Origin of the sequence: Nocardia sp. NPDC051911 (genome assembly GCF_040681035.1) — a bacterium.
Taxonomy (GTDB): Bacteria; Actinomycetota; Actinomycetes; order Mycobacteriales; family Mycobacteriaceae; genus Nocardia; species Nocardia sichangensis.
Window position 1 is genome coordinate 157,190 of the sequence record NZ_JBFAXY010000010.1, and the last position, 15,332, is coordinate 172,521.

Annotated in this window: 16 protein-coding genes and 1 pseudogene; 9 read left to right on the forward strand and 8 right to left on the reverse strand. The window is 69.0% G+C overall.

Going from position 1 to position 15,332, the window contains the following annotated elements:
* Window positions 1–14: 14 nt before the first annotated feature.
* Window positions 15–839, forward strand: coding sequence for an ammonia-dependent NAD(+) synthetase (nadE, locus tag AB0L97_RS15090; protein WP_355078740.1), 825 nt, complete (start codon window positions 15–17; stop codon window positions 837–839).
* A 126-nt stretch (window positions 840–965) separates the two neighbouring features.
* On the opposite strand, the gene AB0L97_RS15095 is transcribed toward nadE, so the two are convergent.
* Together AB0L97_RS15095 and moaA are read right to left on the reverse strand one after the other, a co-directional pair.
* Window positions 966–1,208, reverse strand: coding sequence for a MoaD/ThiS family protein (locus AB0L97_RS15095; protein ID WP_356961082.1), 243 nt, complete (start codon window positions 1,206–1,208; stop codon window positions 966–968).
* Complete coding sequence (gene moaA, locus AB0L97_RS15100; protein WP_356961080.1) at window positions 1,201–2,259, reverse strand: GTP 3',8-cyclase MoaA; 1,059 nt, start codon at window positions 2,257–2,259, stop codon at window positions 1,201–1,203. The genes AB0L97_RS15095 and moaA overlap by 8 nt, the downstream gene beginning before the upstream one ends.
* Before the next feature lie 231 nt (window positions 2,260–2,490).
* Here moaA and glp point away from each other — a divergent pair, with 231 nt between their 5' ends.
* The 4 genes from glp to AB0L97_RS15120 all read left to right on the forward strand — a co-directional run bounded on the left by glp (window position 2,491) and on the right by AB0L97_RS15120 (window position 6,310).
* Window positions 2,491–3,735: a gephyrin-like molybdotransferase Glp gene (gene glp / locus AB0L97_RS15105; protein ID WP_364429416.1), complete on the forward strand. Its 1,245-nt coding sequence runs from the start codon at window positions 2,491–2,493 to the stop codon at window positions 3,733–3,735.
* The gene (gene moaCB / locus AB0L97_RS15110) at window positions 3,732–4,754 is read left to right on the forward strand and encodes a bifunctional molybdenum cofactor biosynthesis protein MoaC/MoaB (RefSeq protein ID WP_364429420.1); all 1,023 of its coding nucleotides are present in this window, start codon (window positions 3,732–3,734) and stop codon (window positions 4,752–4,754) included. Before glp ends, moaCB begins: the two co-directional genes overlap by 4 nt.
* Window positions 4,741–5,175 carry a molybdenum cofactor biosynthesis protein MoaE gene (locus tag AB0L97_RS15115; RefSeq protein ID WP_355077707.1) on the forward strand — a complete coding sequence of 145 codons (435 nt, stop codon included), beginning with the start codon at window positions 4,741–4,743 and terminating at the stop codon, window positions 5,173–5,175. The genes moaCB and AB0L97_RS15115 overlap by 14 nt, the downstream gene beginning before the upstream one ends.
* A gap of 121 nt (window positions 5,176–5,296) precedes the next feature.
* Window positions 5,297–6,310, forward strand: coding sequence for an AraC family transcriptional regulator ligand-binding domain-containing protein (locus tag AB0L97_RS15120; RefSeq protein ID WP_364429425.1), 1,014 nt, complete (start codon window positions 5,297–5,299; stop codon window positions 6,308–6,310).
* On the opposite strand, the gene AB0L97_RS15125 is transcribed toward AB0L97_RS15120, so the two are convergent.
* The 3 genes and pseudogenes from AB0L97_RS15125 to AB0L97_RS15135 all read right to left on the reverse strand — a co-directional run.
* A complete protein-coding gene (locus AB0L97_RS15125) occupies window positions 6,300–6,491 on the reverse strand; it encodes a hypothetical protein (protein ID WP_355077710.1) in 192 nt (63 codons plus the stop codon). The genes AB0L97_RS15120 and AB0L97_RS15125 overlap by 11 nt on opposite strands.
* Before the next feature lie 185 nt (window positions 6,492–6,676).
* Complete coding sequence (locus AB0L97_RS15130; protein ID WP_355077712.1) at window positions 6,677–7,711, reverse strand: CobW family GTP-binding protein; 1,035 nt, start codon at window positions 7,709–7,711, stop codon at window positions 6,677–6,679.
* Between the two features lie 670 nt (window positions 7,712–8,381).
* Window positions 8,382–9,164 (reverse strand): annotated as a pseudogene (locus tag AB0L97_RS15135) (N-acetylmuramoyl-L-alanine amidase); the annotation flags it as partial.
* Between the two features lie 437 nt (window positions 9,165–9,601).
* Between AB0L97_RS15135 and AB0L97_RS15140 the strand changes: the two are divergent.
* Window positions 9,602–9,973, forward strand: coding sequence for a hypothetical protein (locus tag AB0L97_RS15140; RefSeq protein WP_364429430.1), 372 nt, complete (start codon window positions 9,602–9,604; stop codon window positions 9,971–9,973).
* A gap of 57 nt (window positions 9,974–10,030) precedes the next feature.
* Complete coding sequence (locus AB0L97_RS15145; RefSeq protein ID WP_364429433.1) at window positions 10,031–10,780, forward strand: SDR family oxidoreductase; 750 nt, start codon at window positions 10,031–10,033, stop codon at window positions 10,778–10,780.
* 33 nt (window positions 10,781–10,813) lie between these two features.
* Here the strand turns inward: AB0L97_RS15145 and AB0L97_RS15150 are convergent, their stop codons facing one another.
* Entirely contained in the window at window positions 10,814–11,671 is an 858-nt protein-coding gene (locus tag AB0L97_RS15150; protein ID WP_364429436.1) for a cyclopropane mycolic acid synthase family methyltransferase, read from the reverse strand.
* Window positions 11,672–11,850: 179 nt separating this feature from the next.
* Between AB0L97_RS15150 and AB0L97_RS15155 the strand changes: the two genes are divergently transcribed.
* Window positions 11,851–12,252, forward strand: coding sequence for a PaaI family thioesterase (locus AB0L97_RS15155; protein WP_355077719.1), 402 nt, complete (start codon window positions 11,851–11,853; stop codon window positions 12,250–12,252).
* Here AB0L97_RS15155 and AB0L97_RS15160 read toward each other — a convergent pair.
* Window positions 12,249–13,373 (reverse strand): MAB_1171c family putative transporter, encoded by a 1,125-nt coding sequence (locus AB0L97_RS15160; protein WP_364429441.1) that lies wholly within the window; start codon window positions 13,371–13,373, stop codon window positions 12,249–12,251. The two genes, AB0L97_RS15155 and AB0L97_RS15160, sit on opposite strands and share 4 nt — an antisense overlap.
* Window positions 13,374–14,010: 637 nt before the next feature.
* Between AB0L97_RS15160 and AB0L97_RS15165 the strand changes: the two genes are divergently transcribed.
* Window positions 14,011–14,739, forward strand: coding sequence for a TetR/AcrR family transcriptional regulator (locus AB0L97_RS15165; protein WP_355077722.1), 729 nt, complete (start codon window positions 14,011–14,013; stop codon window positions 14,737–14,739).
* 13 nt (window positions 14,740–14,752) lie between these two features.
* Here AB0L97_RS15165 and AB0L97_RS15170 read toward each other — a convergent pair whose 3' ends face one another.
* Window positions 14,753–15,301, reverse strand: a complete 549-nt coding sequence (locus AB0L97_RS15170; protein WP_356961064.1) for a nuclear transport factor 2 family protein — start codon at window positions 15,299–15,301, stop codon at window positions 14,753–14,755.
* Window positions 15,302–15,332 lie beyond the last annotated feature (31 nt).

The following is a 15,332-nucleotide window of genomic DNA, read 5'->3' on the forward strand; positions in this document are numbered from 1 at the left end:
TAGACTCGGGCGCCATGGGGAACCTGCGTGCACAGATCATCAGTGAATTGGGCGTCCGGCCCACGATCGAACCGAAGGAAGAGATCCGCCGCCGGGTCGATTTCCTCAAGGACTATCTGAACGCGACTCCCGCACGAGGTTTCGTCCTCGGCATCAGCGGCGGACAGGACAGCGCTCTCGCGGGCCGGTTGTGCCAGCTCGCGGCCGAAGAACTGCGCGCGGACAGCGTGGACGCGACCTTCCTCGCCGTGCGGTTGCCCTACGGCGTCCAGGCCGACGAGGCCGACGCGCGCACCGCCCTGACGTTCATCCGGCCCGACCGGCAGGTCGTGGTCAACGTCCGGCCCAGCGCGAACGCCGCGGCCGCCGAGGCGGCGTCCGCCTTGCAGGTCCACCAGCTGCGTGACTTCGTGCGCGGCAATATCAAAGCGCGCGAACGCATGGTGATCCAGTACGCGCTGGCCGGGCAGGAGAATCTGCTCGTGGTCGGCACCGACCACGCGGCCGAGGCGGTCACCGGATTCTTCACCAAGTACGGCGACGGCGGCGTCGACCTGACCCCGCTCACCGGTCTGACCAAGCGCCAGGGCGCCGCCCTGCTCCAGGAACTCGGCGCGCCCCCGAGCATCTGGTCCAAGGTGCCCACCGCCGATCTGGAGGACGACCGGCCCGCCCTGCCCGACGAGGAAGCGCTCGGTCTGCGCTACAGCGAGATCGACGACTACCTGGAGGGCAAGGAGGTGACCCCCGAGGTCGCCGAACGGCTGGAGAGCATCTTCCACAACACCCGTCACAAGCGCACCGTCCCGGTGACGCCGCTGGACACCTGGTGGCGCTAGCCCTTCGGGGGGACCTCGGCGTCCGGCGAGGAGCGCCGCCGTGCAGCGTCGTCGCTCACGAAAACCGCGCACCTCATCGACACCTGGCACAGCTGGTCGTGGCGGCGCTGGATGTGAACGCGCCGCCTAGCCGCCCGCGAAGGGTGGCAGGACGTCGACGCGCGGGCTCAGCGCGACCGCGGGATCTCGGGTGAGTTCGTCACCGACCAGGTAGGCGCACACCGACAACATCTTGTCCAGGTCCGGGCCGTAGGCCGCCGCCAGGGTCGCGCGCAAGTCGGCCACCGTCGCTCCGGCCGGGAGGTCGAGCGTCTCGCCGTCCTTGCCGACGGCGTCGGCGATCGCGGCGAAGTAGCGGATCTCAACCACCGATGGCTCCCATCGTCCGCTCCGGCGGGACGAAGCCCTCGGCGTCGATGCCGTGACCGGCCCACTTGTTCCACATCGCACCGCGCCAGAGCGTCGCGAGTTCCTCGTCGTCGGCGCCGGAGCGCAGTGCCTGGCGCAGGTCGAATTCCTGGTCGCTGAACAGGCAGGAGCGCAGCATGCCGTCCGCGGTGAGCCGGGTGCGGTCGCAGGTGTCGCAAAACTTCCTGGTCACCGTGGCGATGATGCCCACGGTGCCGGGCCCGCCGTCGACCAGCCACTTCTCCGCGGGCGCCGACGGATCGGAGCGGCCCACCTCGTCGAGGGAGAACCGGGCGCCGAGCACGTCGAGCAGTTCGGCGGCGGTGACCATGTTGGCGCGGGCCCACTCGTGGTCGGCGTCCAGCGGCATCTCCTCGATGAAACGCAGCTCACAGCCCTCGTCCAGGCACCAGCGCAGCAGATCGGGCGCGCCGGAGAGGGTCTCCCGCATCAAGACGGCGTTGACCTTCACCGGGGCCAGCCCGGCGGCGCGGGCGGCGCGGATGCCCGCGAACACCGATTCGAGGCGGTCGCGGCGCGTCAACCGCGCGAAACCGGCCCGATCCACGGTGTCCAGCGAGACGTTCACCCGGTGCAGACCGGCGGCGGCGAGGCCGATCGCGCGGTGCTCTAGCCCGATGCCGTTGGTCGTCATGGCCAGCGGGATGTGCGGCACCTCGGCATGACAGCCCGAGATGATCTGTTCCAGGTCGCGGCGCATCAGCGGCTCGCCCCCGGTGAAGCGTACCTCGCGCACCCCCAGCTCCAGCACCGCGAGGCGCACCAGCCGGACGATCTCGTCCACCGTGAGCAGTTCGTGCCGGGGAATCTCCGGCAGCCCCTCCTCCGGCATGCAATAGGTACAGCGCAGCGAACACTTCTCGGTGATGGACACACGTAGGTCGCGGGCGACGCGTCCGAAACGATCCAGCAAATAGGGGGTGTCGGGACGGCCGGCGAGCGAGGGACGCCCGGAACGCACGGCCGGAATCCCGATCTCGACCAGAGTCACACGTCCATTATGACCGCCTGCCCCAATTCGTTCGCGGGCGGAATGCTCGATTTCGGCTCACTTCGGCCGCGGACAGGCGGTGAGGCCTTGCCACGGCGTCCGGCGACCTGCGCATGGCGGCAGAGGCGGAGAACCGCCCGGACCGGGCGCTAGGCGTACCTCCGCCTTCGCTCCGGCCATGCGCAGGCTGAGGACGGACTACGTCCGACCGCACCCATTAGGCTGACTCGCATGAACCCTCGGCCCGCCGGCGTCTCGGCCAGGCCCGTCGACGACTATCGCGACAGCATCGAACAGCTGCTGCGGCCACTGGCCGCGCGCGCGGTCGAGTCCGTCGCGGTGCCGCGGGCGCTGGGCAGGCAGCTGGCCGAAGACGTCCGTTCGCCGATCGATCTGCCGGTGTTCCGCAACTCCGCGATGGACGGGTACGCGGTGCGTGCCGAATCGGTGCTGGTCGCGCCGGTCACCCTGCCTTTGGCAGGCGTCGTCGCGGCGGGAGCCGCCGGCCGCGCGCCGCTGCCGCCCGGTGCGGCGATGAAGGTGATGACCGGTGCGCCGATCCCGCCCGGCGCGGACTGCGTGGTTCCGGTGGAGGACACCCGCGTCGGCGACGGCACGGTGACCATCGAGCGCGGCCGCAGCGCGGGGGAATTCGTGCGGGAACCGGGCACGGACGTCCGGACCGGTGACCTGCTCACACGGGCGGGCACCACGCTCGCGCCCCGGCATGTCGCCGCCCTGGCCGCGGTCGGGCTGTCCGCGGTGGCGGTCTTCCGCGCGGTGCGCGGCGCGGTGATCACCACCGGCGACGAGCTGGTCGCGGCCGGAAAGCCGCTGCGCCCCGGCCAGATCTACAACTCCAACGGCGTCGCCCTCGCCGCGGCGCTCACCGCGAACGGCGTCGAGGTCGTCTCGGTGGCGCACAGTACCGACGATCCGGAGCGTTTCCGCGGGCTGCTGTCGGACGCGATGGAGCGCGCCGATGTGGTGTTCACCTCCGGTGGTGTGTCCAAGGGCGACTTCGAGGTGGTCAAGGACGTGCTCGAACCGATGGGCGGACGGTTCGGCTCGGTCGCGATGCAACCGGGCGGCCCGCAAGGGCTGACCGTCGTCGACGGTGTGCCGGTGCTCAGTTTCCCCGGCAACCCCGTCAGCACGATGGTGTCGTTCGAGGTGTTCGCCCGCCCGATCCTGCGGCGCCTCGCCGGTCTGCCCGAGGTGGGCACCTACGAGCTCCCCCTGTTCAACGCCGTGCCGCGCTCGCCGGAGGGCAAGCGTCAGTTCCTGCGGGGGAGGCTGATCCGTGGGCACTCGAGTGAGTCGTCCGCGTCCGGACGGCCGCGTGCGGTCGAGGTGGTGTCCGGTCCGGGCTCGCATCTCGTGGCGGCCATGGCGAAAGCCGACGTGCTGATCGATGTACCCGCCGAGGTCACCGCTCTGCCCGCGGGCGCGGTTGTGCGAGTGTGGACCTTATGAGCGAGTTGTCCCATGTCGACCACGAAGGTCGCGCCCGCATGGTCGATGTGAGCGCGAAGAGCGAGACCACCCGGATCGCCGTCGCGGCAGGCGAGTTGCGCACCACGGCCGAGGTGGTCGCGCTGGTACGGGCCGACGACATGCCGAAGGCGGACGTGCTGTCCACCGCCCGCATCGCGGGCATCGCGGGGGCGAAGAAGACCTCCGAGTTGATCCCGCTGTGCCATCAGCTGGCGCTGTCGTCGGTGCGGGTGGAGTTCGATTTCACCGACACCGCCATCACCATCGAGGCCACCGCGAAGACCAAGGGTCCGACGGGTGTCGAGATGGAGGCGCTCACCGCGGTCGCGGTCGCGGGTCTCACCCTGCACGACATGGTGAAGGCGGTCGACCCCGCGGCAGTGCTCACCGGCGTGCGCCTGCTGACCAAAGAAGGCGGCAAACACGGTCATTGGCAGCGCCCCGACGACGCGGCCTCGGACGAGAGCGAGGACGAGCCGATCACCGCCGACTACGCCGAGCCCGAATTCGACGAGGAGGAACGCTCGGCCGTGGTGCTGGTCGCGTCGACCGGGGTCGCGGCGGGCACCCGCGTCGACACCACCGGTCCGGTGCTCGTGGACTGGCTGTCCGGCCTCGGCTTCTCGGTGCGGGGCCCGCTGGTCTACGCCGACGCCGAGATCGAATTCGGACTCGCCGACGCGCTGCGCTTCGAACCCGCACTGGTCATCAGCACCGGTGGGACCGGCGCCTCCCCCACCGACGCCACCCCGGAGGCCACCCTCGCCTTGCTCGATCGCGAACTACCCGGTGTGGCGGAGGCGATCCGGCAGCGCGGCACCGCGAAGTTCCCGCTGGCGGCGCTGAGCCGCGGCGTGGCGGGACTCGCGGGACGCTCGGTGATCGTGAATCTGCCCGGGTCGCCGGGCGGCGTGAAAGACGGCATCGCGGTGCTGGAACCGCTGCTGGATCATCTGCTCGCACAAGTCGCCGGAGGTGGAAGTCATGACAACGGCTGAGGCTACGGTCCGGCTCGCCCGGATCAGCGACCAGCCGCTGGACCCAGCGGAGGTCGAGGAGGCGGTGTCCGGATCGCATTACGGCGCTGTCGTGGTGTTCACCGGGAAAGTCCGCGACCACGATGGCGGACAAGCCGTTTCGGCCCTGGAATACTCCGCGCACCCGCAGGCGGAGCGGTTCCTGCACACCGTCTGCGCTGAACTCGCCGCCACGCACGGCCTGCCGGTCGCGGCCGTGCACCGCGTCGGCTCGCTCGACATCGGTGACCGCGCGATCGTCGTCGCGGTGGCGGCGGCGCATCGCGGCGCGGCGTTCGCGGCGTGCGCGGAACTGGTGGACCGGATCAAACACGAAGTTCCGATCTGGAAGCGCCAGCTGTTCGCCGACGGACTGTCGGAATGGGTGAACGCCTGCGGGTGATCTGACCGTGACGTGAATCTCATGACGAATCAACACGTCCGGTATAGCGTGTGCGCGCGGTATCGCTTCACTCGGAGACCGACGGTGCGCCGATCGGTCGCGTGGCAGAAGGGAGCACGCGATGGGAACCGATCAGGTTCTGCTCCACCGGTTCGTCATCTCGCAACTCATCGCGGCCGGGGTGGACCGCGACCGGCTGCTCCGGGAAACCGGATTGCCGGAGTGGACCATGGCGGGCGAGGACCTGCACCTGCCCAGCCAGATGTTCTCCCGGCTGTGGGAGATCGGTGAACTCGAACTCGGCGATCCGGACGTCGCCCTGAACGTGGCGAGCCGCTACGAACTGACCTGCCTGGGGCTCTACGACTATCTGTTCTCCTCGGCGCCGACACTGGGGGCCGGACTGGCGACCTGCGGTCCGTACGTCACCGCGGTGACTACCAACCACCGGTTCGACCTGGTCGCGGAGAACGACGACGAAGTCACCTTGTATCTGGACATGATCGACGGGGAAGGCCGCGGCCGCGATCTCACCCAACTCTGGGGGCTGAGCGCGGTGCTCAGCCGGGCGCGGCGCGTGGTGCGTGAACCGCTGGCCCCGGTGCGGGTCGCGCTGCGCCAGCACGCGCCCACCAAGATCGACACCTTCATCGAGGTGTTCGGCACCACCGCGATCGAGTTCGACGCGCCGGTGGACGCTATGACCTTCCGCGCCTCGGACATGGATCTGCCGCTGACCACCAGCGATCCGGTCCTGGCCGGCATCCTGCAACCCTTGGCCGCCGCGCTTCCGCCACCGCCGCCGCTGGCCACCGCATGGCCCGAACGCGTCGCGGCCGCCCTGGCGGACTGCCTGGAGGACGGCGACGCGTCCCTGGAGCGGGTGGCGCGGAGGCTGGCCACCAGCCCGCGCACGCTCCAGCGGCGGTTGCGCGAGGCGGGTACCACGTGGCGCGCCGAGCTGGACCGGGCGCGCGGCGCGCGGCTGGTCGCCGCGACCGCCACGGGGCCGCTGAGCCCCTCGCGCCAAGCCGAGATCCTCGGTTACTCCGACCCGGGATCGCTGCGGCGCGCGGCTCGGCGCTGGTCGCTGGCCACCCACGCGCCGCGCACCGAGCGGAGCTTCACGGCCTGAGGAAACGCGCGGCGATCGACCAGAAGGTCGCGTCCTCGATCGCCCGGAAATCCCAGCTGTTGGTGAGTGCGTGGGTCTCGGCGACGATCGCGGGAACGTCGAAGTCGTCGCGGGTGGCGGTGCCCTTGGCCTCCAGCACCTCGATGACGTACGCGGTGGCGCTCTCCATGGAATCTGACACGGGAAACTCCCATCGGTCGCAGGACGATTCGGTCGGTAACGGATCGGCTGCCGAGCGGCGCCGCGCGCGGCAATACGCTCCCGGTGCCCACCGACCGGCGGACACGCATCCAGTCTCATGAAAAGACCGCTCTGTCACCAGCACCGAACACGACATGTCGCGACCGAACGCGCCAATCTGCGCGCTCAGTGCGGCGTATAACGCCATACCCCGAGCATGCTCTGCGAATCGAGCGGTTCGGCGTCGTCGTGCACCGTGTCACGAAGCCGCGCCATGGCCTTGTCGGTGTGCAGACCGGCACCGATGAGCACCAGCTGCGCCCCCCGCGATTCGCCGCGCGACCAGCCGCCCGGCTCGAAGACGATGTGGCGGCCGACCATGTGCAGGACGAATTTCCTGCGTTCGCCCGCCACCCCGAAGGCGGCGAAGCCCTTGGCCCGGAACAATCCCGGTGGCGGGTCCTCCAGGAAGCCGATCAGTTTGCGCGGGTCCAGCTCCCGGTCGCTGGCGAAGGAGACGCTGGTGTAGTCGTCGTGCAGATGGCGGTGCCCGGCGTGGTCGTGGTGCTCGTGCTCGACCAGCAGTTCGTCGAAGCTCAGTTGCTCGGCCACCAGCTGGCGTTCGCGTCGCGGTCGGTCGAACAGCAGTCCGGGATCGATCCGGCCGTGGGTGGTCGCGTACACCGGCACCGAGCCGACCAGCGCCGCGATGTCCGCACGCAGCCGTGCGAGCTGCTCGGGCGCCACCCGATCGGCCTTGTTCACCACCACCAGGTCGGCCAGCCGCACATGAGTGCGCAGCTCCGGATGCCGGGCACTGCTGTCCGGGAACTGTTCGGCGTCGACCACCTCGACCAGGCCGCCGTAGCGCAGGCGCGGATTGTCGCTGCCGACCACCATCCGGATGAGATTGCGCGGCTCGGCCAAGCCGCTGGCCTCCACCACGATCACGTCGATTCCGGCGCGCGGCTGCGTCAGCCGGGTGAACAGCTCGTCCAGTTCGGTGACGTCGACGGCGCAGCACACGCAGCCGTTGCCGAGCGAGACCATCGCGTCGACCTGCCCGGCGACCAGCATCGAATCGACGTTGATCGCCCCGAAGTCATTGACCACCACGCCGATCCGGGTCCCCCGGTTGTTTCGCAGCAAATGATTGAGCAGCGTGGTCTTCCCCGAACCGAGAAACCCCGCGACGAGCACAACAGGAATCCGGTCAGCCATTCCGCTCACCCTAGTGCGCCGCGAGACCCGCGGGAAAAGCCGGACGCCACCCTCGCCGTGGTGAGGGTGGCGTCCGGTGGGTTCGGTGCGCGGACTATTTCGCGGGGCCCAGCAGCATGCCCGCCAGGCTGTAACCGAGATTGATCAACTCCGTGCTGATGGCGTTGTTGTCCAGCCCGAGCATCTTCGCCAACGGCATCAGCAACTCCATGATCGAAGCGTTGCCCCCGGCGGCCCCGGGGGACTGCTGTGCGTTCGGCGTGCCCGGCGACTGGGTTCCGGAAGTACCCGGCGATTTCGGCGCCGCCGACGCACCGGGTGACTGCGGTGTCGCCGTTCCTGGAGCCGGTTTCGGCGTCGTGGTGCTGGGAACCGACTGCGCCTGCGGCACCGCCGGTGCCGCAGGGCTCTGCGGCACACCGGGAGTCGTGTAACTCTGCGGCACCGCGGGAATCACCTGGGCCTGCGGTACCGCCGGGTTCGTCTGAGCCTGGGGAGCGAACGGGTTCGTCTGGGCTTGGGGGGCGAACGGGTTCGTCTGGGCCTGCGGCGTTCCCGGCGTCGGAGCCTGCGGCGTTTCCGGGGCGACCGCGGGATGGTCGAACGACGCACCCTGCGGGGTGCTCTGGCCGCCCTGCTGATCCGGCGCGGCACTCGGCTGCGGTGTGCCGAGCAGGTAACCGACCACGCCGGTGGTCAGCGCGATCGCGTGCTTGAGCTGCCCGTCCGGTGTCTCCAGTGACGCCGCGTCCTCGGGATTGGCGCCATTGCCCATCTCGAGGAAGACGAGCGGAACGGTGGTCAACGCGGGCCCGGCGATGTCCGTGCGGGTCTGCAGACCGTCCACCACCCCGCCGTAGTTGGCGGGCGGGAATCCCGCATCGCGATACGCGTCGCGCACCGACTTGGACGCGGCGAGTCCCGCTCCCGCCTGGACCTGATCGACGATCAGATTCGGGATGGGCAGCTCCGGGATGATCAGGTGGAATCCGCGATCCTGCGCGGGCGCGCTGTCGGCATGGATGCTCACGGCGACGTCGGCGCCGGACTGGCTCGCCGCGCGGGCCCGTTCGTCGACGCAGCCGCCCCAGTTCATATCGTCCTGGCGGCTCAGCACGACGTGCGCGCCGAGCGTCTCCAGCGATGTCTTGACGACCTGCGCGACGTTCCAGGTGATGGTGTGCTCGGGAACGCCGTTCATCGTGGTCATGCCGGTGGTCTGGCAGTCCTTGGTGCCGCCGCGACCATCGCTGACCTGTCTGGCCAAGTCCTGGGAGTGGTTGGACCCCTGGTGGCCGGGGTCCAGGAATACGGTCTTGCCTGCGAGTTTCTTCGACATGTCCAGCGGCGACGGCGCCGCCTGCGCGCTGGCCGGAAGCAATCCGGACAACGTCACCGTTACCGCGGCCGTGACCGCGGTGCAGATACCGGCTTTGACGATGCTTGGCTTCATAGTGCGGTCGGTGCCCCGGGATGGGGCACCCCTCCCTTCCCACTTGTAACACCAAACCCAATGGTCACTCTGGCAACGCATGTATCAGCAAAGCAAGGTGCGTGATCGAAGTGTTACAGCATGCGCGACGCCCGGCGGTCAGATCCGCCCCGGCGGTTTGCGCAGAGATAGCAGAGCGTAATGCACGCGGGTCGGCACTGTCTCGATCGGCACGCCGAAATCCGTGGCGACTTCCCGATACGTCAGGATTGCCCGGAATTTTCTCGGCGATAGCGAGGTCCGCGTGGTCCGGTCCGGAAACGCGGATTCCGGCACACCACCTGGTCGGTTCTGGTAATGCTTGCCGCGGAGATGCGGGGGATCTCTCGAGTCGGCCGCGACGGCGGGAGCACGACGACCCGTGGACGCGGCGGGAGTACAAGTCAAGGAGAACCGGTATGCGTGCTAGCGCGCTCCTCCTCACGGGAGCCATGAGTTCCGCGGTGACCCTGCTCGCGGCGGCGACGGCGACGGCCGAACCCGCGAACACCATCTCGCAGGATGGCGTCTATTCGGTCGGCGTCGATATCGTCCCCGGTCTCTGGGAGGCGCCCGGCACGAGCGACCCCGCCTACGCGTGTGATTGGCGCAGGTTGTGGAAGGTCGAGGGCGACAACACGAACATGCAGTACATCATCGCGAACAACTACACCCGGCTCGGCCCGGTCCGGGTGCGGATCAAGCCGACCGACGTCGGGTTCAAGACCGAGAACTGCGGGCCGTGGCGGTTGCTGTCGACGGCGCCGCCGACCGGCTCCTCCGGCGACTGAAACGACGGAGGCGCACTCGACGGACGACGTCCGACTGTGCCTTATAAGGTCAGCCGCATGTCGCGAAAAAGGATTCTGATCACCGGCGCGAGCGCGGGCCTCGGGGCCGCCATGGCGCGCGATTTCGCCGCCGAGGGCCGCGACCTCGCGCTGTGCGCCCGCAGGCTGGACGCGCTCACACAGTTGCGCGACGAGCTGGTGGCGAGTCATCCCGGAATCACCGTCGCGGTGCGCGCGCTCGACGTGGACGACCACGCGGCGGTGCCGGCCGTCTTCGGCGAACTGCGCGACGAACTCGGCGGCTTGGACCGGGTGATCGTCAACGCCGGGATCGGCAAGGGAGCGCTGATCGGCACCGGACGGGCCGACGCGAATCTCGCGACGGCCACCACGAACTTCGTCAGCGCGCTCGCGCAGGCGGAAGCGGCGCTGGAGATCTTCCGCGCGCAGCGGGCGGGGCACCTGGTACTCGTCGCGTCGATGAGCGCGGTGCGCGGGCTGCCCGGCAAGAAGGCGGCCTATTCGGCGAGCAAGGCGGGGCTCGCCGCGCTCGGCGAGGCACTGTCCACCGAATTGGCACGCTCGCCGATCCGGGTGACCACCCTGCTGCCGGGTTTCATCGCCACCGATATGGCGGCCAAGGCGGGCGACGCGCGGATGGTCGCGCCCCTGGACAAGGGCGTGGCGGCGATGGTGGCCGCCATCGAGCAGGAGCGACGCCGAGCCTGCGTCCCCGGGTGGCCGTGGCGGCTGATCGACCTCGCGCTCCCCCATCTCCCCGACGCCGTGGTGGCGCGGATGAGCTGAACCGGCCCCCGCCGGGGCGGCTCTGAATGAGCGTCACTTGACCAGCGTGAACTGCACGATATCGATGCGACCGGCACGGAATTGCGCCGCGCATCCGGTCAGATACTTCATGTACCGCTGGTAGACCTCCTCGGATGCCAGGGCGACCGCCTCCTCCCGATGCGCCCGCAGCGCCTCGGCCCAGCAGTCGAGGGTGCGCGCGTAGTGCGGCCGCAATTCCTGCATCTTCTCCGTGCCCAACCCGGCGCGCCCGGCCAGGCGCGTGACCTCGGCAGGATGCGGCAGCTGCCCGCCGGGGAAGATCTCTCGTTTGATGAAGATCTGGAACAGCGCGTCGTCCCGGGTCACCGGTATGCCCATGCGCCGCATGTCTTTCAATGTCCACCCCACGATCGTGTGCAGCAGCATCCTGCCGTCCGGCGGCAGCATCCGGTGACACCGCTGGAAGAACGTCTCGTAGCGCGACCGCCGGAAGTGCTCGAACGCGCCGATGCTGACGATCCGGTCGACTTCGCCCTCGTATTCCTCCCAACCCTGCAGCCGGACCTGCACACCGGGGATGCGCTCGCGCTCGATCTCGTCCCTGACGTAGTCGTACTGGTTGCGACTGAGCGTCAGACCCACGACCGTGGCGCCGTAGGCCGTGGCGGCGCGCAGCATCGTCGACCCCCACCCGCAGCCGACGTCCAGCAGGGTCATCCCCGGCCGCAGGTCGAGCTTGCCCAGGGCCAGGTCGATCTTCGCGCGCTGCGCTTGCTCCAACGTCATGTCCGGTCGCTCGAACCAGGCGCAGCTGTAGGTCATCGTCGGGTCGAGGAAGAGTGCGTAGAACTCGTCGGAGAGGTCGTAGTGGGCCTGCACCTGCCGATAGAACGGTTGGAGGTTGGTCATCGCGTTTCTCCTGTTCATCGGGTTCATCAGCTGATACCCGCGCGCCGCCGCCGCGTTTCGCCGCACGCGGACCGATACGCAACCGATGTGCGGGTCACCGTCCGGCAACGGCGGCGGAAGAACGTCGATTACCCGCGAGGTAATCGACTCCGTGACCCGCGGCAGGCAGGATCGCGGACATGATCGATGAGACGGGCACGAAGTTGTTCCACCAGACCATGCCGTTCACCGAACGCCTCGGCGTCGAGGTGCTCGCGCACGGGCCCGAGCTGGTGCGCAGCCGCCTGGCCTGGGACGAATCGCTGTGCACGCTGGGCGGCGTGCTGCACGGCGGGGTGCTGATGTCGCTGGCCGACGCCACCGGCGCGGTCTGCGCGTTCCTCAACCTGCCGGAGGGCAAGCAGGGCACCACCACGGTGGAGTCGAAGACGAACTTCCTGCGCGCGGTCCGTTCCGGATACGCCGTCGCGTCGGCCATGCCGCTGCACGCCGGACGCTCGTTCGTCGTGGTCGAGACGGTGATCCGGGACGACGCGGACAAGCTGGTCGCGAAGGTCACCCAGACCCAAGCGGTGCTCTAGCCGACGCCGACGGCCGAGGGGACTCGCTCGCCCGCCGCCGCGCGGGCCACGGGCCACACCCGGGCGAGATCGAGCAGTTGCCGCAGCCCGGCGTCGAAATCCGGCGCCGGGACCGGCAACCGGGCCGGGGACGATCCGATCGGGGCCGCTCCCGCCTCGCGCGCGAGCGCCGCGTACGCCACTTGGTGCGCGTAGTCGGTCAGCGGACATCCCGAGCCTGCCATCGCCGACGTCGGGGCGTAGCGGCCGAGTTGCAGCAGCGCGTCCTGGATCTCCACGGTCATGCGCATCAGCCGGGTCTCCGGGTCGGCCTGCTCACCGGCCGCGGGCCGCAGCACGATCTCGGGCACCGCGGTGGTGAGATCCCGCCACAGCGGGCGCAGCCTGCGACCGGCGCGTCCGGCCCGATCCAGTTCCGCCATCGCCAGCAATGTCTGGACCAGCGGAATCGCGACCAACGTCGCGTCGACCAACAGGCACAGGGTGACCGTCGTTTCGACCCTGACCATCTGCGCGCCCAAGCCTTGCCATCCGGTGACGACCCACACCGTCGACAGCACCAGATTCGCCCCGAAGAGGGTCGCCGCCCAGATCAGCGTGCCACACACCAGCTTTCCCGCCAATCCGATGCCACCGGCCCGCAGTTCATGCGCGCACATGCGCGCCAGCAGCCAGACGTTCAGCAGCAACGGGAGGCCGAACGCGGTCCACACCACCACGCCCTCGGTGTCGAGGGTCAGCTCGACCAGCCTGCCGTCCTGTCGCGCCGACGTGCCCGCCAGCAGGATCGCGGCGGTGGACGCGACCGCCAGCGTGCAGCAGACGCGGTGCCTGCACCGGATCGCGGCCGGTTCCGCGCCCAACGCCCAGATGCGGACGATCCCTTGCAAGCACATCGATGACATCACCGTGCAACCCAGCGCGAGCTGATGGGCGAGACTCGCGATGCCGGGCGTCATGCCGCAGCGATACAGCAGCAGACTCAGCAATCCCCACCCGAACAGCTTGTTCAGCAGCCGGTCGACGATCGTGTCGCGTACCAGCAACCACCGGCCCGCGAAGACGGCCGCGACGAAGCCGACGACCGGCCACGCGATGATTCCCGGAATCGATGCCGCCATCGGCCGACCTCCCCACCCACGAAACTGTCCTTTGCGAACGATAACGTTGTCGCGTGTTCGTGACCACGCGGAACAAGAATCGGCGGCAACCGATAGCCGAGGCATGCACCGAACCGATGTCTTATTTGTCCAATTATCGACATCGCGTGCCGAGCGCGGGGCGGACATCGTTTGTCACCGGCCCCAGAACTTCCGCCGCGCCGTCGGCGACTGTCACAACAGCGTGCCGAACAGCCAATTCCATAAGGACACAAAACATTCGGCGGAATCGCTGTGGATGTTACGCTGTATCACATAGAGTTTCAGTGACGACACTCACCTCCGACACGCACCTCCCGGCGGGTGCGCCTGCTCTTCGTAGCCCGCGAACGCGGCTCTACCTCATGCTCTGCCCGCCCGTTCGTGCGGCAAGAACGGAGATATCTGTGCGCGATGAACCACGATCAGCTTTCCGGCCCGAGCGAATCGATGGTGCATCGATCGAAATCGACTTCGTTCCCCCGGCGCCGAGACCGGTGGCCCGCGCGGTGATCAGGATCGGGGCGCCCTCGGTCGAGCGGCGATACCGCCTTCCGGAAGACAGCGCACCAGTGCATCTATGCGTCACGGCGTGATGGCGCCGGGGGAAACGGAAGCGATGAGCAAGCAGACTGCCGGAACAACCGAACTAGCCGTGCGCCCGGCCGCCGGGACGGACACGATGAACACCGCGCTGCGCGATCGCCTGATCGACGCGACCGTCGAGGTGGTGTCGACCGAGGGTTTGCACGCGCTCACCGTCCGCCGCGTTTCCCGTATGTGCGGGGTCTCCACGATGGCGGTGTACTCCAACTTCGGCGGGATGCCCGGCCTGATCCGGGCGGCGGGTTCCGCGGGCTTCGCGCAACTGGCCGAGCGTATGACCGCGGCCGGGGTGAGCGACGAGCCGATCACCGACCTGCTCGTGCTCGGCCTGGTGTTCCGCGACGAGGCCCAGCGGCGGCCGGAACTCTTCCAGCTGATGTTCGGCACCGGGACACGCATCGACCTGAAGATCAATCGCGGCAATGTGCTGGTGGCCGGGCACGATTCGGAGTTCGAGCACTACGCGGAAACCTTCGACCACGTGGTCGGGGCGGTGCAGCGCGCGCAGGACGCCGGGCTGATCAACACCCCGGACGTGCGGTCCGCCGCGGCGCAGCTGTGGATGGGACTGTTCGGCTTCGTCCAACTGGAGATGGCCGGTCATCTGGGCGACGACGGTCTGCTCGAAGTGCTGGTGCCCGCGATCGTGAATCTGCTCGTAGGCATGGGCGCCGAGCTGGAATCCGTCGGCGCTTCGGTCCTGCTCGCGGTGGAGCGGTTCGCCACGCTGTTCGGCGAGTGAGCCCCCGCCCGGATCAGAAGGGCAGCTTGGACCGGAATCGCTGGGCGCGCGCCATCGCGCGCTCGGCGGCGCTTCCGCGCGGCGGCATCAGACCCAATTGCAGCAGCATCTCCGTGAGATCCCAGGTGGCCTGGCTGCGCCAGATCAGCCCGGAACGGAACTGCCACGCGTCGATGACAAGCAGATCGAGCTTCTTGCCGGTCGGGCCGAAACCGGGCGGGTCGATGGGGCCGAGATGGGTGCCGGTCATCCGCCACGGCACCAAGGCCAGCCGGCCGTCCGCGGCGAGTACCGGCGGAAACGGGTTGGCGTAGGCGACATCCGGGAACGAGCGCACCGTGTCGGCGACGAACTTCTCCACACCCGCCCGGCCGTGCGCGGGCGCGTCCAGCGAAGGGTCGTGCCAGATCGTGTCCTCGGTGACGCATTTCGCGACCGCCGCGCCGTCACCGCTGTTCCACCCCGCGATGTATTGCTCGGTGAACGCCAGCAGCCACTCCAGGCTTTCGATGGGTTCGGCCTCCGCCTCGATACGGAACTGCCCGGTGTTGTACGAATCCACGCCCATCGCCTTTCAGCCAGTGCTTTTCGAC